The sequence below is a fragment of the Billgrantia sp. NRB1 genome, from assembly GCF_056921725.1.
Map to the genome: position 1 here is coordinate 2,263,511 of NZ_CM167783.1, position 23,580 is coordinate 2,287,090.

Annotated in this window: 18 protein-coding genes; 12 read left to right on the top strand and 6 right to left on the bottom strand. The window is 66.2% G+C overall.

The genetic code is table 11. From position 1 onward, the window contains the following. Positions 1-185: 185 nt before the first annotated feature. From ACZIYR_RS10310 to ACZIYR_RS10335, 6 genes are all read left to right on the top strand, one after another. Positions 186-3,335: a transglycosylase domain-containing protein gene (locus ACZIYR_RS10310; RefSeq protein ID WP_483526624.1), complete on the top strand. Its 3,150-nt coding sequence runs from the start codon at positions 186-188 to the stop codon at positions 3,333-3,335. 154 nt (positions 3,336-3,489) lie between these two features. Beyond that, positions 3,490-5,532 carry a methionine--tRNA ligase gene (metG, locus tag ACZIYR_RS10315; RefSeq protein ID WP_483526625.1) on the top strand — a complete coding sequence of 681 codons (2,043 nt, stop codon included), beginning with the start codon at positions 3,490-3,492 and terminating at the stop codon, positions 5,530-5,532. Positions 5,533-5,541: 9 nt separating this feature from the next. Continuing rightward, a complete protein-coding gene (gene rsxB / locus ACZIYR_RS10320) occupies positions 5,542-6,324 on the top strand; it encodes an electron transport complex subunit RsxB (RefSeq protein WP_483526626.1) in 783 nt (260 codons plus the stop codon). A gap of 174 nt (positions 6,325-6,498) precedes the next feature. After that, on the top strand, positions 6,499-7,137 hold the full coding sequence (nth, locus tag ACZIYR_RS10325; protein ID WP_483526627.1) for an endonuclease III: 639 nt from the start codon (positions 6,499-6,501) through the stop codon (positions 7,135-7,137). A gap of 112 nt (positions 7,138-7,249) precedes the next feature. Further along, a complete protein-coding gene (locus ACZIYR_RS10330; protein ID WP_483526628.1) occupies positions 7,250-8,326 on the top strand; it encodes a hypothetical protein in 1,077 nt (358 codons plus the stop codon). Between the two features lies 1 nt (position 8,327). Beyond that, a complete protein-coding gene (locus tag ACZIYR_RS10335; protein ID WP_473033688.1) occupies positions 8,328-9,077 on the top strand; it encodes a YdcF family protein in 750 nt (249 codons plus the stop codon). Here ACZIYR_RS10335 and ACZIYR_RS10340 read toward each other — a convergent pair. From ACZIYR_RS10340 to ACZIYR_RS10350, 3 genes are all read right to left on the bottom strand, one after another. Further along, positions 9,074-10,081, bottom strand: a complete 1,008-nt coding sequence (locus ACZIYR_RS10340; protein ID WP_473033689.1) for an ArsA family ATPase — start codon at positions 10,079-10,081, stop codon at positions 9,074-9,076. The genes ACZIYR_RS10335 and ACZIYR_RS10340 overlap by 4 nt on opposite strands. Positions 10,082-10,180: 99 nt before the next feature. Next, a complete protein-coding gene (locus ACZIYR_RS10345; RefSeq protein WP_473033690.1) occupies positions 10,181-10,483 on the bottom strand; it encodes a cory-CC-star protein in 303 nt (100 codons plus the stop codon). A gap of 27 nt (positions 10,484-10,510) precedes the next feature. Beyond that, positions 10,511-12,190: a carbon starvation CstA family protein gene (locus ACZIYR_RS10350; RefSeq protein ID WP_483526629.1), complete on the bottom strand. Its 1,680-nt coding sequence runs from the start codon at positions 12,188-12,190 to the stop codon at positions 10,511-10,513. A gap of 158 nt (positions 12,191-12,348) precedes the next feature. On the opposite strand from ACZIYR_RS10350, the gene ACZIYR_RS10355 reads away from it, so the two are divergent. The 6 genes from ACZIYR_RS10355 to ACZIYR_RS10380 all read left to right on the top strand — a co-directional run bounded on the left by ACZIYR_RS10355 (position 12,349) and on the right by ACZIYR_RS10380 (position 20,543). Further along, positions 12,349-12,633, top strand: a complete 285-nt coding sequence (locus tag ACZIYR_RS10355) for a hypothetical protein (RefSeq protein WP_238974695.1) — start codon at positions 12,349-12,351, stop codon at positions 12,631-12,633. Between the two features lie 248 nt (positions 12,634-12,881). Further along, complete coding sequence (locus ACZIYR_RS10360) at positions 12,882-13,253, top strand: response regulator transcription factor (RefSeq protein WP_483526630.1); 372 nt, start codon at positions 12,882-12,884, stop codon at positions 13,251-13,253. Then, positions 13,253-15,319: a 3'-5' exonuclease gene (locus tag ACZIYR_RS10365; protein WP_483526631.1), complete on the top strand. Its 2,067-nt coding sequence runs from the start codon at positions 13,253-13,255 to the stop codon at positions 15,317-15,319. The genes ACZIYR_RS10360 and ACZIYR_RS10365 overlap by 1 nt, the downstream gene beginning before the upstream one ends. Continuing rightward, complete coding sequence (locus ACZIYR_RS10370; RefSeq protein ID WP_473033694.1) at positions 15,316-15,516, top strand: hypothetical protein; 201 nt, start codon at positions 15,316-15,318, stop codon at positions 15,514-15,516. Before ACZIYR_RS10365 ends, ACZIYR_RS10370 begins: the two co-directional genes overlap by 4 nt. 4 nt (positions 15,517-15,520) lie before the next feature. After that, a complete protein-coding gene (locus ACZIYR_RS10375) occupies positions 15,521-18,274 on the top strand; it encodes an ATP-binding protein (RefSeq protein WP_483526632.1) in 2,754 nt (917 codons plus the stop codon). 283 nt (positions 18,275-18,557) lie between these two features. After that, the gene (locus tag ACZIYR_RS10380; RefSeq protein WP_473033695.1) at positions 18,558-20,543 is read left to right on the top strand and encodes a methyl-accepting chemotaxis protein; all 1,986 of its coding nucleotides are present in this window, start codon (positions 18,558-18,560) and stop codon (positions 20,541-20,543) included. 29 nt (positions 20,544-20,572) lie between these two features. Here ACZIYR_RS10380 and ACZIYR_RS10385 read toward each other — a convergent pair whose 3' ends face one another. From ACZIYR_RS10385 to ACZIYR_RS10395, 3 genes are all read right to left on the bottom strand, one after another. Continuing rightward, entirely contained in the window at positions 20,573-21,712 is a 1,140-nt protein-coding gene (locus ACZIYR_RS10385) for a DUF294 nucleotidyltransferase-like domain-containing protein (protein WP_483526633.1), read from the bottom strand. A gap of 105 nt (positions 21,713-21,817) precedes the next feature. After that, positions 21,818-22,126: an HlyU family transcriptional regulator gene (locus ACZIYR_RS10390; RefSeq protein ID WP_483526634.1), complete on the bottom strand. Its 309-nt coding sequence runs from the start codon at positions 22,124-22,126 to the stop codon at positions 21,818-21,820. 196 nt (positions 22,127-22,322) lie between these two features. After that, the gene (locus ACZIYR_RS10395) at positions 22,323-23,543 is read right to left on the bottom strand and encodes an argininosuccinate synthase (protein WP_473033700.1); all 1,221 of its coding nucleotides are present in this window, start codon (positions 23,541-23,543) and stop codon (positions 22,323-22,325) included. Between the last annotated feature and the right edge of the window lie 37 nt (positions 23,544-23,580).

Sequence of the window (23,580 nt, forward strand, 5' to 3'; positions counted from 1 at the left end):
GCTACAAACAGAAACCTTCTGTAACCGGGGCACCTGTCGGACGTAACGCGGATTTCACCGGTCACGTCCGACAGGCCCCCAGTGGCGTGGAGTGGCCGATGCACGGAGCGCCGCCGTCATCACATCCGGGTCCGAGTCGCCGCCTCCTTTCCCCCGACAGGGGCTGGCCCGAAGACGCCGAGCTATTGCCGCTTCAGGACGCCAGACCGCCCCGCCGCCGGCGGCTCGGCCTCTGGCTGCTGGGGCTCACCCTACTGCTGGCCATTCCTCTGACCACGCTGCTGGTCGCCGAGGCAAGAACGGCGCACTTCCAATCACAGGAGCTGTCGCGCTACGCGCAGAGCCTGACCTACACCCTGCTGCCCGGGCCCAGCGAACGTATCGTCTTTCCCGAGCACGGGCCCTTTAACACGCGACTGGGCTACACCCGCCTGCCCGACTTCAGCCAGCGCCTCACCACCCGTCACTTCGTGATCGAACAGCAGGCCAGGTTCTCCCCAAGCCTGATGGATTACCGCCGCTGGGGGTTCTATCCCCCCTTTACGGAGAAGTCCCGTGCCGGCCTGACCCTGGAGGAGTGTCGGGGCGAAACGCTCTACAGGTTCCGCCACCCCCAGCGCCACTACCCGCACTTCGATGCCGTTCCCCCGCTGGTGCTGCAGACACTCCTGTTCATCGAAAACCGCGAACTGCTCGACGCCTCCACGCCCAACGCCAACCCCGCCGTGGACTGGCCACGCTTTGCCCGCGCGGCACTCTCCCAGGTGGGGCGCGCGCTGGACCTGCCCGGCCAGCCCGCCGGCGGCAGCACCCTGGCCACGCAGATCGAGAAGTATCGCCACTCGCCACGCGGCCTGACCGACTCCCCCCAGGAGAAGTTTCGCCAGATGGTCTCGGCCAGCGTGCGCGGCTATCGCCATGGCCCTCAGACTCTCACCGCCCGACAGGACGTGGCCCTGGAGTACCTCAACACGGTGCCGCTGGCCGCCGCTCCGGGCTATGGGGAGGTACACGGCCTCGGCGACGCACTCTGGATCTGGTTCGGCGCCGACTTCGATGCGATCAACCGCCTGCTGGTGCCCGACTTCAATGACGCAGCCAGTCGCGACCAGCAGGGCCTCGCCCTGCGCCAGGTGTTGGCATTGATGATCGCCCAGCGCCGCCCCTCCTGGTATCTCAACGGGGGCCGTGAGCCGCTTGAAAGGTTGACCGACAGCTACTTACGCCTGCTGGGCGACGCCGGCATCATCGACCACGGACTTCGTGATGCCGCCCTGGCACAGCGTCTGACGTTTCGCGACTTCGCCGCCGCCCCCGTGCGGCTCAGGGTCGAGAACGACAAGGGCCTCCAGGTCGCCCGGGGGCAGCTCGCCAGGCTACTCGGCGTCAGCCACTACGATCTGGACCGGCTCGACCTGACCGCACGTACCACCCTGCACAGCGACCTGCAGCGCGAGGTGACACGCTACCTGCGCGACCTGGCCGATCCGGACGTGGCCGCGGAAGTCGGGCTATTCGGGGAGCGGCTGCTGTCTCCGGAGACGACGGCAGAGGTGAACTACAGTTTTACCCTGCTCGAGCGAGGAGAGGACGGTTTTCGGGTGCGCGTGCAGACAGACAGCACCGACCAGCCTTTCGATATCAACGCCGGCAGCAAGCTGGAGTTGGGCTCGACAGCCAAGCTAAGGGTGCTGGCCACCTATCTCGAGGTGATCGCCGAACTGCACGGTCGGTATGCCGGCCTGCCGGCAGACGCGCTACGCCAGGTTGACGTGGACCGCCAGGACAGTCTACGACGCTGGGTGATCGACAGGCTGCTGGTAGACCCCTCGATATCGCTCGAGCCCCTGCTCGAGGCCGCCATGCAGCGTCGCTACTCGGCCAGCCCCCACGAAACCTTCTTTACCGGAGGGGGCAGGCACACCTTCAGCAACTTTCGCCGCGAGGACAACGGCCGCCATCCGACCCTCGAAGAGGCGATGCGTGAGTCGCTCAATCTGCCCTTCGTACGCCTACTCCGTGACCTGGTGCTCCATAGCATGCATCAAGACGCCCAGCGCCGGCAGCTGCTCGAAGACGATGGGGATCCTCGCCGACTGAACTACCTCCAAGGCTTTGCCGAGCGCGAGGGCCGGGTCTTCCTGCAGCGGTTCTGGCGCAAGTATCAGGGCAAGACGAGCGAGCAGCGACTCTCGGTCTTCCTGGATGGTCTGCGTCCTAGCGCCGCCCGGCTGGCCAGCGTCCATCGCTATCTCTATCCGGAAGCGGACCTCGAGACTTTCGCCACCTTCCTTCAAGAGCGCCTGCCCGGAGAGAGCGTCAGCGAACGACGTTTCGCAGAGCTTTACGAACGGTATTCCCCGCAGCGCCACACCCTTTCCGATCAAGGCTATCTCGCCCGGGTCCATCCCCTGGAGCTGTGGCTGGTGGGCTTTCTGCTCGACGATCCGGAAGCCGACTACGCCGACGCGCTGCTCGCCAGCCGCGACCAACGCCAGGACGTCTACGGCTGGCTGTTCAAGACCCGTCACCGCAGTGCCCGGGATCTGCGCATCCGCACCATGCTCGAAGTGGAAGCGTTTTTGGACATCCATCAACGCTGGCAGCGCCTGGGCTACCCCTTCGACCACCTGGTGCCGTCGCTGGCCACCGCCGTGGGCAGCTCCGGCGATCGTCCGGCCGCCCTGGCCGAGCTGATGGGCATCATCCTCAATGACGGGGTCCGGATGCCGATACTGCGTATCGATGCCCTACACGTTGCCGAAGCGACGCCCTACGAAACCCGCTTCCTGCCGGCAGCAGACCGGGCGGAACGCGTGATGGCGCAGGAGGTCGCCGCCGTGCTGCGTCACTCCCTTGCCCAGGTGGTCGAGGGCGGCACCGCCAGACGCCTGCAGGGCAGCTATGCCTTCGATGAGGAACGACCGCTGGCGGTGGGGGGCAAGACCGGCACGGGCAATAACCGCTTCGAGACCGTGACGCGCAGCGGCCAGGTCATCGACTCTCGAGCCCGCAACCGGACCGCCACCTTCGTCTTCTATTTGGGCGAGGACCATTTCGGCACCTTGACCGCCTTCGTAACGGGCAGCGAGTCGGATCGCTTCCGCTTTACCTCCGCCCTGCCGGTGCAGGTGCTAAAGGGCATGGAGCCGCTGCTGCGCAGCCACCTGACCCCCGACAGCCGCACGCACTGCCTACCGGCCGCTCCCACCAGCCTGCGAGCGGACCAGCTGCGGACCTCGCCAGAAGAGCAAGCCCCCGAGGCCCCGGAAAGCACCGGCGGCGTCGATACCGCCAGGCTGAACGCCAGGCCAACCCCCACCCTGCGCGGCTAGTCGGATCTTCCCCTCGACCGTGAGGGCGACCGTCGTCACGAAATGCGAGGGCGCTGAGCAAGCCCCGAGCGATACAAGGGCCGTGGCGGATGCAGCGCGAAGCGAAGATGGCTACAATCGTGGGTCTGATTTTCTTGGGAATTCCACTGCCGCCATGTCGAATACCGCCAGCGCCCCGCGCAAGATTCTGGTCACCAGCGCCCTGCCCTACGCCAACGGCGCCATCCACCTGGGTCATCTGCTGGAGTACATCCAGACCGATATCTGGGTGCGCTTCCAGAAGAGCCGTGGCCACCAGTGCCACTACGTCTGCGCCGACGACGCCCACGGCACCGCGATCATGCTGCGAGCCGAGCAGGAGGGCATCACCTCCGAGGCGCTGATCGAGCGAGTCTCCCGGGAGCACCAGCAGGATTTCGCGCATTTCGGCGTGGCCTTCGACAACTACCACTCGACCCACTCCGACGAGAACCGCCACTTCAGCGAGCTGATCTACACCCGGCTACGCGATGCCGGCCATATCGCCACCCGCGACATCGAGCAGATGTACGATCCGGTCAAGGGACTCTTCCTGGCCGACCGCTTCATCAAGGGCAGCTGTCCGAAGTGCGGCGCCGCCGACCAGTACGGCGACAACTGCGAGGTCTGCAGCGCCACCTACACGCCGGCGGAACTGATCGATCCGGTCTCGGCGATCTCAGGCGCCACCCCGGAAGTGCGCACCTCCACCCACTATTTCTTCAAGCTGCCCGACTTCGCCGACTTCCTCAAGGCGTGGATTCGTGACGATCATGTCCAGCCGCAGATCCGCAACAAGCTGATGGAGTGGTTCGAGGCGGGTCTCAACGAGTGGGATATCTCCCGGGATGCCCCCTACTTCGGCTTCGAGATCCCCGACGCCCCCGGGAAGTACTTCTACGTCTGGCTCGACGCCCCAATCGGCTACCTCGCCAGCTTCAAGAATCTCTGCGATCGTGAAGGGCTGGACTTCGATGCCTACTGGAGCAAAGACGCCGACGCCGAGGTCTACCACTTCATCGGCAAGGATATCGTCTACTTCCATGCCCTGTTCTGGCCGGCCATGCTGCACGGCGCCGATTTTCGTACGCCGACGGCGGTGAACTGCCACGGCTTCGTGACGGTCAACGGCGCCAAGATGTCCAAGTCCCGCGGGACCTTCATCAAGGCGGCCACCTATGCCGAGTATCTCAACCCCGAGTACCTGCGCTACTACTTCGCCGCCAAGCTGACCTCGCGGGTCGACGACCTGGACCTCAACCTCGAGGATTTCGCCCAGCGGGTCAACAGCGACCTGGTGGGCAAGGTGGTCAATATCGCCAGCCGCTGCGCCGGCTTCGTCAAGAAACTGGGCGGCGGGAAGCTCTCAAGCCACTGCGCGGAACCCGAGATGGTCGCGCGGTTCATCGCCGCCGGGGACGGAATCGCGGAAGACTTCGAGGTCAGAGAGTTCGGCCGTGCCATGCGCAAGGTGATGGAGCTGGCCGACGAGGCCAACACCTATATCGCCGACGCCGAGCCCTGGGTGCTGGCCAAGCAGGAGGGCCGCGAGCAGGAGGTGCTGGACATCTGCTCGGTGGGCATCAACCTGTTCCGCCAGCTGATGGTCTACCTGGCGCCGGTGGTCCCCACCATGGCCGAAGATGCCCGGGCGTTTCTCCAACTGGAGTCGCTGGACTGGGAGAGCCGCCGCAAGGTGCTGCTCGGACACGAAATCGCCAAGTTCAAGCCGCTGATGACCCGCGTGGAGCGGGACAAGATCGACGCCATGATCGAGACCTCGAAGGAGGATCTGGTGGAAGAACAGAAGCTCAAGGAGACCCCCAAGGGGCCTCTGGCCGACAACCCTATCGCCCCTGAGATCGCCTTCGACGACTTCGCCAAGGTCGACCTGCGTATCGCCAGGATCGGCAGCGCCGAGTACGTGGAAGGGGCCGACAAGCTGCTCAAGCTCACCCTCGACCTGGGCGGCGAGACCCGCACGGTGTTCGCCGGCATTCGTGCCGCCTACGCCCCGGAGGCCCTGGAAGGCCGCATGACGGTGATGGTGGCCAACCTGGCACCGCGCAAGATGCGCTTCGGCGTCTCCGAAGGCATGGTGCTGGCCGCCGGCAGCGGCGAGGGCATCTACCTGCTGTCGCCCGATACGGGCGCCGAGCCCGGTCAGCGGGTCAAGTAAGGGACAGAGGTGACCGACACGCACGCGCTGATCGAGGCCGTCGACGCCCTGCTGCCCCAGACCCAGTGCGGGAAGTGCGGACAGCCGGGCTGTCGCCCCTACGCGGAGGCAATCGCCGCCGGTGAAGCGATCAATCGCTGCCCACCCGGCGGCCAGGCCACCGTGGAGCGCCTGGCCGAGCTGACGGGCCGGCCCGCCCTGCCCCTGGAGCAGCCTGCCCAGACGCCGCTGGTGGCCTACATTCGTGAGGCCGAGTGCATCGGCTGCACCAAGTGCATCCAGGCCTGCCCGGTCGATGCCATCCTCGGCGCGTCAAAGCGCATGCACACGGTGATCATCGACGAGTGCACCGGCTGCGAGCTCTGCGTGGCCCCCTGCCCGGTGGACTGCATCGACCTGCTCCCGCACCCACAGTGGCAAGCGGCCGAGAGCCCAGCCGCGCAGGAGGCCTACCTGGCCCGGCGCGCCGCCAAGGGGCGCGACCGCTTCGCGGCCCGCAACCATCGCCTGGCCCGAGAGCAGCGCGAGAAGCGCCGCGAGCGTCATCAGCGCATGATCCAACAGCGCTCGCGTGCATCGCGCAGCGCAGGCGGCGCCACCGCACGGCGCCAGCGGCAGATGGCCGTGAAGGCCGCCGAACAGGCCCTCAAACGGGTGCAGCAACAGCTGGAGAGCGCCCGGCGCCGCGCGGATGCCGAGGCCGAGGCCACCGCCCGGGCACAGCTGCCCGAGGCCAAGCGGCTGCTGGCCGAGGCCAGGTGCGCGCTGGAGCAGACGGACACGGCCGAATAACCTGATGACAACTTCCCGACTCACCGCTCGGGGCTGATCCGGGGACAGGCCGGCGAGGAGGCGCTGTGAATACTTCCCTGTACGCTACCGACGCCATCCCTGGCGTAGGACCTCCTCTTCGGCCTGTCCCCGGCGCCCCTCGCTCCTCGCTCCTCGCTCCTGCCAGGGACTGCCATGAACGCCCAGAAACGCTATGAGATCTTCGCGCGGCTGCGCGACCACAACCCCGAACCCACCACCGAGCTGAACTGGTCGACCCCCTTCGAGCTGCTCACCGCGGTGCTGCTCTCAGCCCAGGCCACCGACGTGGGGGTCAACAAGGCCACCGCCCGGCTCTTCCCGGTGGCCAACACCCCCCAGGCGATCCTCGACCTGGGCCTCGAGGGGCTCAAGGCGCATATCAAGACCATCGGCCTCTACAACACCAAGGCCGAGAACCTGATGAAGACCTGCCGCATCCTGCTCGACCAGCACGGTGGCGAGGTGCCCCGCACCCGCAGCGCCCTGGAGGCGCTGCCTGGCGTGGGTCGCAAGACCGCCAACGTGATTCTCAATACCGCCTTCGGCGAGCCAACCATCGCCGTGGATACCCATATCTTCCGGGTCGCCAACCGCACCGGCATCGCCAAGGGCAAGAACGTGGTCGAGGTGGAGCAAAAGCTGATCCGCCACGTCCCCCGGGAATTTCGCCAGGATGCCCACCACTGGCTGATCCTGCACGGGCGCTACACCTGCCTGGCCCGCAAGCCGCGCTGCGGCAGCTGTGTGATCGAGGACCTGTGCGAATTCAAGGAGAAGGTGGAGATCGGCTAGAGCTTGACCAATCGTCGCGAGAGATTCGACCAACCGCCACTTGGCATCGAGGGCGAAGCTAGTGGACCCTAGGGGCGAACAACAATAATTCATCGCCATCATCGAGCCCTAAATGCGAATCCACGATCGTCCCATTCAGGAGCGTATCGACGCGCTGTTGGCCCTCTCCCGGGAGCACGCCGACACCTTCTGCAGCCCAGCCGCCTGGCTGGCCCGGCAGCGCTACCTGGCCGCCCACCCCACGCGGATCATCGCCATGAAGTGCATGGACGGGCGCATCCACCTCCCCCATGCCACCCGCACGCCGCTGGGCATCATCATGCCCTTTCGCAATTTGGGCGGGATCTTTCACCTCGGCTGGCCCTATCTGGGTGAAATGCTCACCGACGCCGTCACGAGCGCTGTCGGTGCCGGCCACGGTGTGTTGATGATCATCACTTACCACTTTTCTCGCGGCTCTCGCGCCCGAGGCTGTGCCGGTTTCGACTGCAATGCCGAAGAGGCGCTGGCCCATGCACGAGACATCCGCGCCCAGGCCGAACAGCTGTTCGGTCTTGACCATCGCCACGTCTACCCGCTGGTATGCGGCTTCGAGACCGACAGCGATGCGCTGATCGTTCACGGCGACCAAGGTGCCACCCTCGATATGGGCGACCTCCGGCCACCCGATGCCGAGGGCCTCGACCGTCGCCTGACCACTCTCTGTCCGGATATGCCGGCCGATATCCGGCGCGACCTGCTCCCGCTGCTCGAAGGCAACCTGCACCATGTCGACGCCCTGCGCGGCGTAGAGCGGGAGCTAGACATCGAGCATCGGGAATGGGTGATCTGCGTAGGCCGCGGCTTCGACTTCTTGCATCTACCCAACACCGCGCTGATCGTCGGGCCCTATAGCCCGGATCTTTCGGAACCCATCGGCACCGCCGCGGCAATCATCGACGCTAACATGAAGGCCGGGCGGATTCCCGATGACGGCTTCCTGCTGCTGGCCTCCACCCCCTACCAGGAGGTCGGTGTGGATCGCTCCCGCGCCGAGATGAAGTCTCGCTTTCTGGCCGAATTCGCCACCCGGGTCATTCATCGCGAGCATCCCAAACTGGCCAAGCGCATGCTGCACCGAACCGCCGTGGTCCACTGGCCCAGCCGCCGGCTTGAATCGGTGGAAGACGCTACCGCCGTGGGGAGGTGAGATGAGTCTGCTGAAAGTGTGGCTACTGCCCCCTGGGCTCAATGTGCTGCTGGTGCTGCTCGGACTGCTGCTCGGGGCACGCCGCCTGCTCGGAGCGCTGCTGGTGATCGCGGGCCTGATGGGACTGCTGCTGCTTGCCACGCCGCTGGCGAGCCATGCGCTGCGTCATAGCCTGGAACCCACCGAGGTGCCGGGCCCCGAGCAGCTTGGCCGCGCCGAGGCCATCGTCATCCTGGGCGGTGGGCGTGACTATGTCGCCCCGGAATTCGGCTGGGGCGACGCCCCGGCCAACCCCACCTGGCGCCGGCTCGCCTACGGGGCTCACCTGCAGCGTCGAAGCGGCCTACCGATTCTGGTCAGCGGCGGGCGGGTACACGGTGAGGAGGTCACCGAAGCCAGCCTGATGGCCGCAGCGCTGCGCGAAGTGTTCGAGGTGCCGGTCCAGTGGCTGGAGGGCGAGAGCCGCAACACCGCTGAAAATGCGCGCTTTAGCGCCGAGCTGCTACGACAGGACGGTATCAGCGAGATTCTCCTGGTCTCTCAGGCCTGGCACCTGCCACGGGCTGCGGCGGCCTTCGAAGGCGCCGGCCTGGAGATCACGGCGGCGCCCACCGAGTTCGCCAGCCCGCCTCCCCAGGGGCTGCGCGCCTGGCTACCCAGTGCCTATCATCTCAACCAGAGCAGCCGCGCCCTGAACGAATGGCTGGGGCGGGGCGAGCAGGCGCTTAGAGAGCACCTGCTGCGTCGCTAGAACCCCAGCAAGTCCAGTCGATCTGCCAGCTGCTCAAGGATGGGAATGCCCTGCACATCGGTGGGCAGCCAGGGCAGACGCGGACGCGGGAGACGTGCCAGCTCGGCATCGATGCGTGCCAGGTAGGTTGCCTCCTGTTCGCGCCGCGCCTGCAGAAAATCACCGTCGGCCTCCTCGGGAATCACCCGGTTCACCAGGGTGCCGGCAACCGGGATCTGTACCGCCTCGAGGGCCTCCACGGCGCGCACCGTCTCGAGAATCGGGAGCCGCTCGGGGGTCATCACGAACAGGAAGCTGGTCTGCTCGGCATTCTCGATCCGCCGCCGGGCGCGATGAAACAGTCGGCGTCGCTCGATCAGGGTCTTCGCCACGTCCCGAGTGCGCTCGTCCAGATCGCGGAGGGGATCCTCCTGAGGGTCGTCGAAGGGCGTGGCCACATCCTGGCCACGCTTGGGGGTCAGGTGAGAGAGCACCTTGCCCAGCTCCTCCGAGCGGCGGTTGTGCGCCAGCAGGCCATCGGTCCAGGCCGCCATGGCCTCGGGCAACGTCAGCAGGCGCAAGGTATGGCCGGTGGGCGCGGTATCGAAGATGATCAGGTCATAGGGGGCTGCGTCGTCGGTGACCAGCCGTGACAGCCGCTCCAGCAGCGCCGCCTCCTGGGTGCCCGGCGACTGGCGGGTCAGGCGCATCTGGCGCTCCAGCTCGGCCATCATCTCCGGTGCTGCGAAACGGCGCATCTGCTCGGTGACCCGCGCCAGATGCGCCTCGACCTCGGCATCGGGGTCGATCTCCATGGCATCCAGGTTGGGCAGCAGGCGGCGCGGGGCGTCGTCGAGCTCACGATCGAAGACATCGCCCAGGCTATGGGCGGGGTCGGTAGAGACCACCAGCACGCGCCGTCCGCGCCGCGCCGCCAGCACCGCCAGCGCCGCCGATACGGTGGTCTTACCCACCCCACCCTTGCCGCCCACCCATAGCAGGCGTTTTTCCAGTAACTCTTTCATTTCACTCCCAAACAAATAGACTCAGGAAGGGCGAAGGAAGCCGGCTCCCCTCGGAGCTTTTCCGATGACAGCCAATGTCCCCTTCCTTGAACCTCGGCGCTAGCAGCATCTGAAATGATCCAGCGGGGAGTGCTCCATGCCCATGCGCTTGTGCCAGTCGTGGAAGCGCTCCAGCAGCAGCGGCTGCAGCTCCAGGGTGTAGTAGGCCGCCGGATTGGGCACCCCCATCATCTCGGAGAAGACCAGCAGCATAAACAGGTCGTCCTCGTCCCGGCGGGCCCGGGCGATGGCCCCGCGGTAGCGGGCCGAGTAGATCTCTTCGGCGACGAAGCGGGCCTGGCTCAGCCAGGCCCGAATCCGTTCGCGGCGGGGATCATGCCCGGTTTCACGATCATCAGGCATCGAACCGCTCCTCAGTGAATTGGCAGGCTACTCCTTGGGCTCGGCGGCCATCTCCTGGCGGGAGCGCTTGAGCGCCGAGGCGCACTCCATGGCGACCAGAATTGCGGCCACCAGCACCACGATATCCAGCACCAGCAGGAAGTAGTTGCCCTGCTCGAAGAAGGTCCGCAGCTGGATAAGCAGCGCACCGATGGTCATCACCAGCAGGAAGCACAGCGGCACCAGGGTGTACCACATGGGACGACGCAGGCGCACCAGCATCACCGTGACCACCAGCAGGGTCAGACCGGCCAGCAGCTGGTTGGTGGTACCAAACAGCGGCCAGATGATCATGCCGCCCGTGCCATCGGCGCCGCCGGCCCCGAAGGCCAGCAGCAGACAGCTGCCCACCGCCAGCAGGGTCGCCGGCACATTCTTCTTCATCCACGGCTGGTTATAGATCTCCCCCCACTCCTGGAAGATATAGCGCTGCAGGCGCAGACCGGTGTCCATGGTGGTACCGGCGAACAGCGCCGCCATGACCGTGAGCAGCGTAGCGGCGGTGGCTTCCGGCAGGCCGATGCCGTGGTGGATCATGAAGGCGCCCCCCTCGACAAAGGCGGTCACGCCGCCAGCGCCGAAGGCGGTATACATGGCCTGCCAGTCGGCGAAGGTGGCAAACCCCGCCGTGGCGGCCAGAATCGCCGCCAGCGCCAGCATGCCTTCGCCCACGGCACCGAAGTAGCCGACGAAGCGCGCGTCGGGCTCCCGGTTGAGCTGCTTGGAGGTGGTGCCGGAGGACACCAGCCCGTGGAAGCCCGAGATGGCGCCACAGGCGATGGTCACAAACAGCAGCGGAATCATCGAAGGCGTGCCGGCCGGCACGTCGGCATTGACCATCGGCGCCACCAGGGTTGGGTTGAGCAGCACAATGGCCCCATAGAGCACGATCAGGCCGATAAACAGCTGCAGGCCGTTGATGTAGTCGCGAGGCTGCAGCAGCACCCACACCGGCAGCAGCGAGGCGATGGCCGCATAGCCGAACAGGATCAGAATCCACACCGCGTTGCCCGACATCGCCCCGACCTGCTCGGGCATCTGAATCGGCACCGAGGGGCCGATGGCGATCAGCGAATAGAGGGCGATGACCCCGACGATCGACACCATGGGCAGGCTCATCTTGCGCCGATAGATCAGCTGACCGATCACCAGCGCCACCAGAATGGCGCCCCACACCGGTACCACGGCGCTGGAGAAATTCATCATCAGCCCGGCGATGACCACCGCGAAGACCGCGTTGACCATCAGCAGTACCAGGAAGATGACGATCATGAAGATACTGCGAGCGCGCTTGCCCACCACGTCGCCGGTGAGCGCGCCAACGGACTTGGCCTTGTTGCGCACGCTGGCCCAGATGGCGCCAAAATCATGCACCCCGGCGAAGAAGATGGTGCCGAGGATGACCCACAGGAACGCCGGCAGCCACCCCCAGATCACTGCGATGGCCGGGCCCACGATCGGCGCGGCACCGGCAACGGATGTGAAGTGGTGCCCCCAGAGGATGAAGCGGTTGGTGGGGACGTAGTCGACGCCATCCTCGAACTCGTGTGCGGGCGTTTCGAAATCAGGGTCCAGGCGATAGATCTTCTCGGCGATGAACTTGGAGTACAGGAAGTACCCCGCCGCCATCCCGCCAAGACCCAGCACCAGCAGCACAATGGCACTCATGGGCGTGTCTCCTGATCAGATTATGGTTATGGGTTGCTGAACAGACTGTAAGAGCTTGGCAGCGATTCCGCGTTTGTTCAAAAGTCGTACAGCGCCACCGGCGGCGAAGGCGTTACGCTGGCCACACGATTCCCAGGACCCGTCAAGGCGAGACCCCCATGCAAGAGATTCTGCTTCCCATGGCCATGGCCGCCACCTTCGGCGCCTTTACCGGCTCACTGTTCCGGCTCTCACGCCGCCCCGGCTATCAGCGCCCTTTCATGTTTCCCGTGGTGGGGCTGATCGCCGGCTTTACCGCCTACCTCATCTACCATGTCCTGGTCTCGGTGACCGGGGCCCCGGCCTGGCTGCTGCCGGTCCTGGTAGTGCTGCAGGTCTGGCTGTGGCTTGGCCCGCTGGGTCCCAAGTTCAAGCGCCAGGAGAACGGCGACAACGGCCAGTAGCCGACGCGGTGGAGTCCGGGAACCCACCTCGCTTGCTCATCGCGCACCAACCGCCCAACGCTGTGAACGGCAGACCCGCCTGGCCTGCCGCGGCGAGCCCTGTGCGACCGTCGACAGCAGCTCATGGGGCCACTTGCCTCACGGCAGCGCGATAGCCGGCGGCGACCCTCCTTGGCCCAAGGTCGTCTTTGCCGCCACGGGCGCGGTCACTAGACTTATCGTCAACAACTTACAATGAGGAGACAGCCATGGCCAAGGTACTGGTGGTGGACGATGAGCCCAACATCGTCCTGTCGCTGGAATTCCTGATGCAGCAGGCCGGCTTTGACGTGATCACCGCCGAGGATGGCGAAAGCGCCCTGGCTCGTGTCGAAGAGTCACCGCCGGACCTGATCCTGCTGGACATCAGCCTGCCCGGCATCAGCGGCTTCGACGTGCTGGAGCAACTTCGCAACGACCCGGCCCACGCCCGCCTGCCGATCATCATGCTCACCGCCCATGGTCGGGAAGTGGAGCGCGAGAAGGGGCTGGCCCTGGGGGCTGACGACTATGTCACCAAGCCCTTCTCCACCCAGGCGCTGGTCGAGAAGGTCAAGACGCTGCTGGTCGAGGATGCCTGATGGTGGGGCGCAAGCTACCCAGGCGCCAGCGGCTGATCGGCCTCTGGCTGCTGCTCAGCGGCATCAGCATCTTCGGTGGGGCCACCTTCGCCGCCTGGCTGGATCATCTCTTCCAGCCCCAGGGCTTAGCGCGCATCGTGCTGTGGCTGGGCTGCTTTTCCGGGGGCGGTACCATCTTCCTGGTGGGCCTGCTGCTCGAGCGCATGCTGTTCACCCCGCTGCGCCATCTGCAGGTTCAGCTGGCACGGCTGGTGGCCAACCCCGACGCCCGCGAGGACTACCCGCCGGAGGGGTGGTTGCGCGGCCTGGGACCGGACCTGATGCGGGTGCGCGAGGCTTGGCGCGCCGACCGCCAGCGCCTCGCCACCGCCCACGCCGAGGGCGCACGAAGCGCGGCGCGCATTCGCCAGGAGCTCGAGACCCTGCTGCAGGTGCTGGATACCCCGCTGCTGCTGTGCGACCACCACCGCCGGCTGCTGCTGCTGAACCACGCGGCCGAGACGCTGTTCGACGGCCACCCCGGCCTGGGGCTCGGCAAGCGTCTGGACGCCCTGCTGCCGGCCAGCAGCCTGCAGGACGCCCTGAGCCAGCTTCCCGATGACGGCTCCCCCCGGGAGCTACTGGTGCCCAGCGACGAGCGCTGGCTGCGGGTGGTGCTGCGCCGCGTGCCCAACAGTAACGGCGAGACCCTGCTCACGCTGAGCGACACCACCGCCGCCTGGACCAGCGAGATGGGCGCACGGGCCGGGCTCGCCGACACCCTTCCCCCGCTGCGCGGCCACGGCGCCAGCCTGAGTAGCGCCGCCGAGGCGCTAGGCAGCGCACGCCATGCCGGTCATCTGGATGACCGCCTGCGCGAGCGCTTGGAAACCGTGATCGACGAGGAGAGTCGCGCCCTGAGCCAGGGTATCGAGCAGCTCGGCAAGCTGATCGAGGACATGCAACAGCAGGGCGAGCGCCTGGTGCCGCTGTGGTCCAACGACCTCTGGCAGTCGCTCAACGAGCGGCTCAAGGACAACCCCGTGGAGGTCCAGCCGATCGGCATGCCCGCCTGGTTCAAGGGCGATGCCCCTGCCCTGCTGGTGCTGCTGGAATCACTGCTCGAGCGCCTCCAGCAGCATAGCGGCAACCCCGCCTTCGAAGGCGAGATGCTGCTTGGCAACCGCCGGGTCTATCTCGATCTGATCTGGCGCGGCGCGCCGCTCTCCCAGCGCGAGCTGGCCGCTTGGAGCGAATCGCGCCTGGAGGCGCTGCCGCTGAACCCGCGGGTCGGCGACCTGTTGCGCCAGCACGCCAGCGATGCCTGGAGCCTGGCCGACGACGACGGCATTCACGCCCGCCTGCGCCTCCCGCTACCGGCCGTGGAGCGGGTTGGCGCTCCACGCACCCAGGCGCCACCGCGTCCCGAATTCCATGATTTCGGCATCGCCGACCTGCCGCCGCCGGACGCCGAGCTGGCCGCGCGTCCGCTGCGCTCGCTCCCGGTGGTGGCCTTCGATACCGAGACCACCGGCCTGGAGCTGCGCCGCGGCGATACCGTGATCAGCATCGGCGCCTGCCGCATCGTCAACGCCCGGCTGCTGGCCAGCGAGGTCTTCGACGTGCGCGTCGATCCCGGCAAGCCGATCCCCCCCGCCAGCACCGCCATTCACGGGCTCACCGATGCCGACGTAGCCGGTGCCCCGCCGCTGCCGGTGATCCTGCCGCGCTTCCGCGACTATATCGGCGATGCGGTGATCCTCGCCCACAATGCGGCCTTCGACCTGCTGGCCCTGCAGCCGGCGGGGGCCGGGGTGACCTTCGACATGCCGGTGCTGGATACCCTGCTGATTTCCCGCGCCCTGGACGACAGCCTGGACGGCCACGACCTGGATACCCTGGCCGAGCGCTACGACCTCAGCTTCCCGCCGGGGACGCGGCATACCGCCCTGGGCGATGCCCGTGTCACCGCCGAGCTGTGGCTGGCCCTGCTGCCGCGCCTGGAAGCCCGCGGCATCGAGACCCTGGAGCAGGCCCTGGCACTGCAGGCCACCGCCCTGACCAAGGAGGACGCCTTCGCCTCATGATGAGCCCCTCGCGCCTCAAGGAGCGGCTGATTGCCCTGATCGTGGCAGCCGCGGTGCTCTTTCTACCGCCGATGGTGATGGTGGTGGATCGTCCGGCCGAGGCGGGGCTCTCCTGGCTGCCGCTGTACATCTTTTTCACCTGGGCCCTGGTCATCGCCCTGGCAGCCTGGCTGCTCGAACACCGCTCGGGAGAGTGACGAGATGCGCACGGATGCCATCGTCATCACCGTCGCCTTCGGCTACCTGGCCCTGCTGTTCGTGATCGCCGCCTGGGGCGACCGCCGTGCCGAACAGGGCCGCTCGCTGATCGGCTCACCCACCGTCTACGCGCTTTCCATCGCCGTCTACTGCACTGCCTGGACCTTCTACGGCAGCGTCGGCCGCGCGGCCCAGTACGGTCCCGGCTTTCTGCTGATCTACCTTGGCCCGACCCTGGCCATGCTGATGGCCCCCTTCATGATCCGCAAGATGGTGCGTATTGCCCAGGTCCAGCGCATCACTTCCATTGCCGACTTCATCAGCGCCCGCTACGGCAAGAGTCAGGGGCTCGGTGCCCTGGTGGCGCTGATCGCACTGATTGGCATCACCCCCTACATCGCCCTGCAGCTCAAGGCGATTACCGTCAGTCATGCGGTGCTGGTCAACTACCCCCTGGCCCCGGAGCTGAGCCTGGCCGACGAAACCTTCTGGGTCGACAAGTCATTCTGGGTAGCGCTGGTGCTGGCGGTCTTCATCATCCTATTCGGCACCCGCCACCTCGATGCCAGCGAACGTCACGAAGGCATGGTGGCGGCCATCGCCTTCGAGTCGCTGGTCAAGCTCCTGGCGTTCCTGGCGGTGGGGGGCTTCGTGGTCTTCAGCATGTTCCACGGTCCCGGCGACATTTTCGCCCAGGTGGCCGCCACCCCGGAGCTGGTCGGCGCGCTGAGCCTCGAGGCGGTGCCCGGCGGCGCCAGCGGCTGGGTGGGCATGCTGGTGCTGGCCTTCCTGGCCTTCATCACCTTGCCCCGTCAGTTCCAGGTGCTGGTGGTGGAGAACGTCGACGAGCGCCATATCACCCGAGCCAGCTGGCTGTTTCCCCTCTATCTGCTGGCCATCAACCTGTTCGTGATTCCCATCGCCATGGCCGGCCTGCTGCTGCCCGCCGGCAACCCCGACCCAGACAGCTTCGTACTCACCCTGCCGCTCTCCGCCGGGCTCGACGGCCTGCCCCTGCTGGTCTTCATCGGCGGGCTCTCAGCGGCCACCGGCATGGTAATCGTCGAGACCATCGCCCTGTCCACCATGGTCAGCAACCAGCTGGTGATGCCGCTGCTGCTGCGTTCCAAACGCCTGCACCTGAGCTCCCAGGGAGAGCTGGCCGGCTGGCTGCTGGGCATCCGCCGGGTGGCCATCGTGCTGATCCTGCTACTGGGTTATCTCTATCATGCGCTGATCGGCGACTCCTACAGCCTGGTGACCATCGGCCTGGTCTCCTTCGCCGCCGCCTGCCAGTTCGCCCCGGCCATGCTGATCGGTCTCTACTGGCGAGGCGCCACGCGGCGCGGCGCCGCCCTGGGGCTGATCGCTGGCACCCTGGTGTGGGCCTGGACGCTGCTGATCCCCGGCTTCGCCCAGTCGGGCTGGCTCAGTGATACCTTCCTGGAGCTCGGTCCCTGGGGCATCGCCTGGCTGCGCCCCTATGCGCTGTTCGGCCTGGAAGGGTGGGACATCTATAGCCACTCGCTGCTGTGGAGCCTGATGGCCAACGTGGGGCTGCTGGTGGGAGTCTCGCTGTTCTCCCGGCAAAGTCCGGTGGAGAAGACCCAGGCGGCGCTGTTCACCGAGGCGATGCACCCCGGGCTGATCCAGACCTCGCTCTGGCACGGCCAGACCACCCGCGGCGAGCTGCGCAGCCTGCTCAATCGCTACCTGGGCTCAGGCGCCACCGCCCGGGTGTTTGCCGATGTTCCCGATGCCGGCCTCGACGACGCGGGACCGGCGCCCCCCGACCTGATCACCCGTGCCGAGCAGGCGCTGGCGGGGGCGCTGGGCAGCGCCTCATCGCGGGTGCTGATCAACTCCCTGGTGCGCGGCGAGGCGCTGGATCTGGAGTCGGTGCTGAGCATCCTCGACACCACTTCCGAGACGCTGGAGATGAACCGGCGCCTGGAGCAGCAGTCCCGCGAACTGGCCCAGGCCAGCGAAGAGCTGCGCGCCGCCAACGAGCGGCTGCGCGAGCTCGACCGCCTCAAGGACGAGTTCGTGGCCATGGTCAGCCATGAGCTGCGCACCCCATTGACCTCGATCCGCGCCTTCGCCGAGATTCTGCGCGACGGCAAGGAACTGCCGGACGAGAAGCGCATCCATTTCCTCGACGTGGTGGTGTTGGAGAGCCAGCGCCTGTCGCGGCTGATCGAGGAGATCCTCGACCTGGCACGGCTGGAGAGCGGCCGGCTGACGCTAAGCCCCCAGCGGCTCGACCTGGTCGCCCTGGCGCGCCACAGCGTGGATGCGGTGCACCGCCTGCAGGAAGACCGGGGGGTCGAGCTGGAGGTGGATATCGAGCTGGAGGAAGCGCCGGTGATCGGCGACCCGGACCGGCTCGAGCAGGTGATCATCAACCTGCTGGACAACGCCGGCAAATTCGCCGCCGACGACGCCCCGCGAGTGCGCCTGCATCTCGCCCCCCACAAGCAGCACTATCGCCTCAGCGTGGAGGATAACGGCCCCGGCATCGCCGAAGAAGAGCGCGAGCGGGTCTTCGAGAAATTCCATCAGATCAAGCGCTATGGGGGCACTGCCGGAAAGGCCAAGGGGCGTCCTCGGGGCAGCGGACTGGGCCTGCCAATCAGCCGCGGCATCGTGGCCCATCTCGGCGGCCGGCTGTGGGTCGAAGACGCCCCGGTGCTCAAGGGCGCCTGTCTGGTGATGGAGCTGCCCATGGCACCGGAACAGAGCGGCACAGAAAACTGAATTCAACCAAAGTGCGATGATCCTTTTTCCCCACCGACTCAAGAAGCTCATGTCGCGGCCGATAGAGCAGGAAGCGAAGGCAACATAACTCGCGAAAACAACAACCTGCCTGAAAGGCCGAGCGAACGCTCGGCCCACGCCTCAACAACAACAGCATTCATCAAGAAATGAATGGGAGACTCTATTGAGCCAGAGCCTCCAGAGACTGCCCCTGCCTGATCGCCTTGCTGGGGCACGCCACTCATGTCTCCGTCATGCATAACCGGTAACCAGAGAGTCCATAATGAACGCACTATCTCGCTTGACACTGACACAGAAGCTGTTGGGGGCTATCGGCCTACCGCTGCTGCTGGCCTTTGCTGCCCTTGGGATCATCATCAACACCCAGCTCAACAATGCGATCCCACCGATGGTGGAAAACACCAGCGCACGCCAGGTTGAAGCCCGGGCTGATGAAATCGGGCGCTGGATCGAAGGCTATCGCGCCTGGCTGGCCGGCATGGCCAAGGAGGAGCGGCTCGTCGAGTCGGTTCCTGTGGAGGCGCACCTGCCCTGGCTGGAGTCGCGCTTTCCTGGCGATGCCACCATCGAATCCTTCTACGTTGCCGATGCCGACGGCAACGTGGTGACCCATACGGGCGCCACCGCCGATATCAGCGGGCGCGGCTATTTCCAGGAGCTGGTGACCAACGGCACCCACGACCGCCTGCTGGCCGACCCGGTGCTGTCGCTGGTAAGCGGCCTGCCTACCGCCATCATCGCCGAGACCCTCTTCGATGCCCGAGGTAATCGTGTCGGGCTGATCGGCATTACTCTCTCCATGGAAGCGGTCTCCGAGATCACCTCGGCGATCAACGTTGGCGAGGGCAGCTACGGCTACATGGTCGACAGCACCGGCATGATCGTGGCTCACCCCGACCCCGAACTGCGCATGAACCTCAACGTCACCGAGGCCGACAGCGCCGGCTTCGCAGGTGCCAATGCGCTAGGACGAGACTTTCTGTCCGGCGAGACGGGCGTCGGAGAAGTACGTTCACCCGAGGGAGAGCGTGTCACCATGATCTGGAACCCGATCCAGGGCACCGACTGGGTGCTGGCGGCCTCGGTCCCTAACCACGCCTTTACCCAGGTGACGCACAGCCTGCTTCGCTCACTGCTGCTGGCCGGCATCGTGATCCTGGCAGCGCTGCTGGTCATCGTTGGCATGACAGCCCGTCGTTCACTGAAACCCATTGGCCAAACCGCCAGGGCCCTGGCCGATATTGCCAAGGGCAAGGGCGATCTGACCCGCCGTCTCCCGGTCGACAGTCAGGATGAGGTAGGCGAGCTAGCGAAGCAGTTCAATGCCTTCGTCGAGCGCATGCAGCTGACCCTGCGGGAAGTGCGCCACAACGCTCACACGGTACTGGCCGGCGCCAATGAAATGGCCGACGGCAGCCAGGAGCTCTCGTCACGCACCGAACAGGCCGCCGCCAACCTGCAGGAAACCTCGGCCTCCATGGAGGAGATCCACTCCACCGTGACCCACACCTCGCAGGCCTCCGAGCAGGCCAACAGCCTCTCCACCGATGCCGCCGCCACCGCCGAGCGGGGCAACGAGGCCATGGCCGAGATGGAGGCCAAGATGGCCGCCATCAACGAGTCTTCGGGCAAGATCAGCGAGATCATCAGCCTGATCGATTCCATCGCATTCCAGACCAATATCCTCGCGCTGAACGCCTCGGTGGAGGCCGCCCGGGCCGGCGAGCATGGGCGCGGCTTCGCCGTGGTGGCCCAGGAAGTCCGCAACCTGGCAAGCCGCTCCGCCGATGCCGCCCACGACATCCGCGAACTGATCGACGCCTCGGTGGCCAACACCCGCGAAGGGGGCGAGATCGTCAAGGGCGTGGCCGAGCGGATGCGCGAGATTCATCAGAGCATCACCCAGGTATCCGATGTGATCGGCGAGATCACCGCCGGTGCCCGCGAGCAGACCTCGGGTATCGAGCAGGTGAATACCGCCGTGGCGGAGATGGATACCATGACCCAGCAGAACGCTGCCATGGTGAGCCAGAACGCTGGCCTCGCCGCCACCATGCGCGACAATGCCCGTCAGCTGGATTCCCTGATGAGTGAGTTTGTGCTGGGCGATGCGCCCGATGCCCAACCCACCCCACACCAGCGGCTCCCGCAAGCCGCTGCCGCGCTTCCCTCGGCAGTCACCGTCAAATCCGGCGCTGCCAAACCCTCGCCCTCACACCAGACCGAGCCGGAGTGGGAGGCGTTTTAAGGCCTGTCACCGACAGGGGCGGGGCGGCCTCAGCCCCGCCCCACCGATGATTTGGCCTGCTTGATCAGACGACGAATCTGCTGCATGTCGTGGCGCATCAGCAGCCGTTCGTCCTCTTCCAGGCGCGCGATATCGATCCAGCCATCGGGGATGCCCCCCTGCTTGAGGGTCACATGCTGGGCGTCCAGCAGCTGCGCCTGCAGCCGCGCCAGGGTCGAGGCCAACGCCTGCGCCTGGCGGTTGGACAGCGCCTCCTCGACCACCAGGGCGGCCAGACGCGAGCGGGTATCCGGTACACGCACGCCATGGCGCAGCGCCAGCAGCCGCACGGCGGCCACCAGCGGCAGCAATCCCTGGCGCTTGAGGTTGAGCGCGTTATCGTGGGGGGCCCCTTCTCCATCACCGACGAGCCGCCCCAGGCGGTCCAGAGCGACCGGGAGCTCATCGAGCAGTGCGGCCATTTCATCGAGGAAAAGCCCCGCCCCGGGCATCAGCTGCTGCACATGCCCACCCAGGGACTCGGCCAGGCGCGCCTCACCGAAGACCGGAGAGAAGTCCAAGAGGATATTGGCCTGCTGCACCCGCTTGACCCGCCGATCGGCGCTCCACAGCGTCAGCTGCTCGCACCACTCCGCCAGGCGCTTGCGCCACATCGGCCAGCGCGCCATCACATGGCCGCTGCACAGGGGAATGCCGGCTTCGTCCAGTCGGGCGGTGAAGCGCTCTCCCAGCGACTGGAAATAACCGTCGATCTCGGTATGCCGCGCGTCCGGGTAGTCCTCGATAATCATGGCGTTGTCCTGGTCTGGCCCCAGCAGACTCTCATGGCGGGCAGCGGACCCCAGGGTCAGCACGCAGAACGCCGCCGGCGGGTTGCCCCACCCCTGCCCGGTCATCTCGTTGAGCGAGAGTTCGATGGCGCGCCGATAGAGCCAGTCGTTGTGATCACTGATCAGCTGACTGATCCGCCAACCCGGCAGGTCGAGCCGGTCCAGGGCCTCTACCAATCGTCCCTGCCAGGCATGGGACTGGGCCAGGCTGGGAGCGGGCCCCAACTCGGCAAGCGCATCGCGTAGCGGCGCCAGTAGCGGCGGAAGTGTGGCGGGATCCGGCGGAGCATCGCCGGCAAAGAGGTCACGCCAGGGTGAGGCACGGTGCAGCAGGCGCATACTGGCTCCGGATGTCGGGTACCGGCCCAGTGTAATGCGGCAGCGCGATGCTTTCCCTTCGCCTAAGGATGAATAGCCCCCAACAGGAAGCGGGCGGTATGCCCCTCAGCGGGGGGTATTGAACATCTCGTCACCCACCTGATCGATATAGCGCTGGGCCTTGCTGATCATCAGCTGGTCGCAGGCCTCGCGGCCGGGCACCAGGTCGGAGCGCTCGAAGCGGTGCTCGCGCAGCTCGCCCTCCGCCCCCTCGGCCGGCTTGCGAATCCAGCCGCTGACTCTGAACTGACCACCCTGCTCCTCCGGCTCGGAGACGATCTGGTAGCCCTTGTATTCCACCGGCTCGGCGGCTTGGCGCGATGCCGGCTTGTCATCGCCGCCGCCGAACAAGCCGGACAATAGTTTCTTCAGCACAGGCCCTCTCCCGGAAAGGTGACGAAAAAACTGGGTTCTTCGCACTCTAGCGTGAACATGTTGGGCAGGTTTTATGGTGGGAGGCCGGCTCTGCCGGGAGAAGGCGCCGCAGGCGCCCCATGGGTAGCGCTGCGCGCGACTTCGTCGAAGCGTCGAACCGGAGCTAAAGCTCCCTCCCACATGACGGAATGCCAGCTCAGTCCTGTTGACGGCCCTTGCCGGCGGCAATGCGCAGACGCAGGGCGTTGAGCTTGATGAAGCCCTCGGCGTCTTTCTGGTCGTAGGCGCCGGCATCGTCCTCGAAGGTGGCGATGGACTCGTCGAACAGCGACTGCTCGGACTTGCGCCCCACCGGTGTGGCGTTGCCCTTGTAGAGCTTCATGCGCACCACGCCGGAAACGTTCTTCTGGGTCTCGTCGATGGCGGCCTGCAGCATCCGACGTTCCGGACTCCACCAGTAGCCGTTGTAGATCACCTCAGCGTACTTGGGCATCAGCTCATCCTTGAGATGGGCCTCTTCGCGGTCCAGGGTGAGCGACTCGATGGCGCGGTGGGCGCGCAGCATGATGGTGCCGCCGGGGGTCTCGTAGCAGCCGCGGGACTTCATGCCCACGTAGCGGTTCTCGACGATATCGAGCCGGCCGATGCCGTTGTCACCGCCCAGCTTGTTGAGGGTCTCGAGCACCTCATGGGGCTTCATGGGTTTGCCGTCGATGGCGACGATGTCGCCCTGCTCATAGGTCAGCTCCACGTAGGTGGGCGTATCTGGCGCGGCTTCCGGCGACACGCTCCAGCGCCACATGTCTTCCTCGGCCTCGGCCCAGGGATCCTCGAGGATGCCGCCCTCGTAGGAGATGTGCAGCAGGTTGGCATCCATGGAGTACGGTGACTTCTTCTTGCCGCTGGCGAAATCGACCGGAATCTCATGCTGCTCGCAGTAGGCCATCAGCTTCTCGCGAGAGGTCAGGTCCCACTCGCGCCACGGCGCGATGACCTTGACGCCGGGCTTGAGCGCATAGGCCCCCAGCTCGAAGCGGACCTGGTCGTTGCCCTTGCCGGTGGCCCCGTGGGAGATGGCGTCGGCGCCGGTCTCGTTGGCGATCTCGATCAGGCGACGGGCGATCAGCGGCCGAGCGATGGAGGTACCAAGCAGGTACTCGCCTTCGTAGATGGTGTTGGCGCGGAACATCGGATAGACGTAGTCGCGAACGAACTCCTCGCGCAGGTCCTCGATGTAGATCTCCTTGACGCCCAGGGCCTCGGCCTTGGCACGGGCCGGCTCGACCTCCTCGCCCTGACCGATGTCGGCGGTGAAGGTCACGACCTCGCAGTCGTAGGTTTCCTGCAACCACTTGACGATGACGGATGTGTCCAGGCCGCCGGAATAGGCGAGCACGACCTTCTTGACATCGGACATGCTGGGGCTCCTTGTGATGAACGTCTAGGGTCGGTGA